Source organism: Streptomyces sp. NRRL S-340 (assembly GCF_000720185.1).
GTDB lineage: Bacteria > Actinomycetota > Actinomycetes > Streptomycetales > Streptomycetaceae > Streptomyces.
Genome location: NZ_JOIY01000103.1, coordinates 1 through 942, shown reverse-complemented (window position 1 = coordinate 942; position 942 = coordinate 1). Strand labels below are relative to the sequence as shown.

General features: G+C 66.8%; 1 protein-coding gene. It reads right to left on the bottom strand.

What is annotated here, in order from left to right; genetic code table 11:
- Positions 1–24: 24 nt before the first annotated feature.
- On the bottom strand, positions 25–909 hold the full coding sequence (locus IG64_RS37135; RefSeq protein ID WP_037864938.1) for an IS982 family transposase: 885 nt from the start codon (positions 907–909) through the stop codon (positions 25–27).
- Between the last annotated feature and the right edge of the window lie 33 nt (positions 910–942).

The following is a 942-nucleotide window of genomic DNA, read 5'->3' as shown; positions in this document are numbered from 1 at the left end:
CCTAGATGAATGAGTCCGATGTCTTCAGTGGTCGTAGGCGATCAGTGATCGTTTGACTGCGGTGCCGGTGGTCCAGTTGTGCCAGATGCATGCGGCGAGGGCCAGGAGTCGTTGGCCGGTGCGTGCGAAGACTCCGGCAGGGGTTCTGCCGCCGTGCTGTTCGAGGCTGAGCTGGCCTTTGAGGGTGTCGATGACGGCCTCGATCCATTGACGGACTCGGGCGATCTTGCCGTGCCGAACCGGCTCGTCCTTCCGGTCCGGCCGCACCAGGTGAGCACCGAGCCGCTCGGCGACGAACGCTTCGAACTCCTTGCCCGCGAAGCCCTTGTCCGCGAGGATCACCTGCCCTTGGCGGACGAGGTGGTGGTCGCGCTCCAGTAGCGCGGCCATCACCTCCCGCTCGCCGATCTTCGGGTTGGCCAGGCACCAGGTGACGGGCATGCCCTCCGCTGTGGTGACCAGGTAGAGCCGCAAGCCCCAGAAGAAGCGGGAGTGGCTGCGGCAGAAGCCGTATCCGCAGTGCCCGGCCAGGTCGGAGCGTTTGACGGTCTCGCGGGAGGCCGCGCAGGGCAGAGGGGTGGAGTCGATCAACCGCAGGTCGTCGTTCCAGGTCGGCACCTGCCGGGCCAGCGCCTCGATCACGCGGCTGATCAGCGGTCCGGCAGCGTTCAGGCGCTTGTTGTAGGCGGACTGCTGGGGCAGGTACCGGAACAGGTGGCCCAGCCGGGCATGGGCGAAGCGGATCCAGTGCCGGGCCGAGGGAAACCCGAGGAGGACCTGGCAGACGGCCAGGCATAGCAGTTCGGCGTCCGTCAGTTTCGGGGGTCGCCCGATCCGGCGACAAGGCGCCACATGGTCGTCGATGAACACGTACAGTGCCGCCAGAAGGGCGTCCAGGTTTGTCTTCACACACTGACCAACGGGCGCCCTTCGCCATCGTCG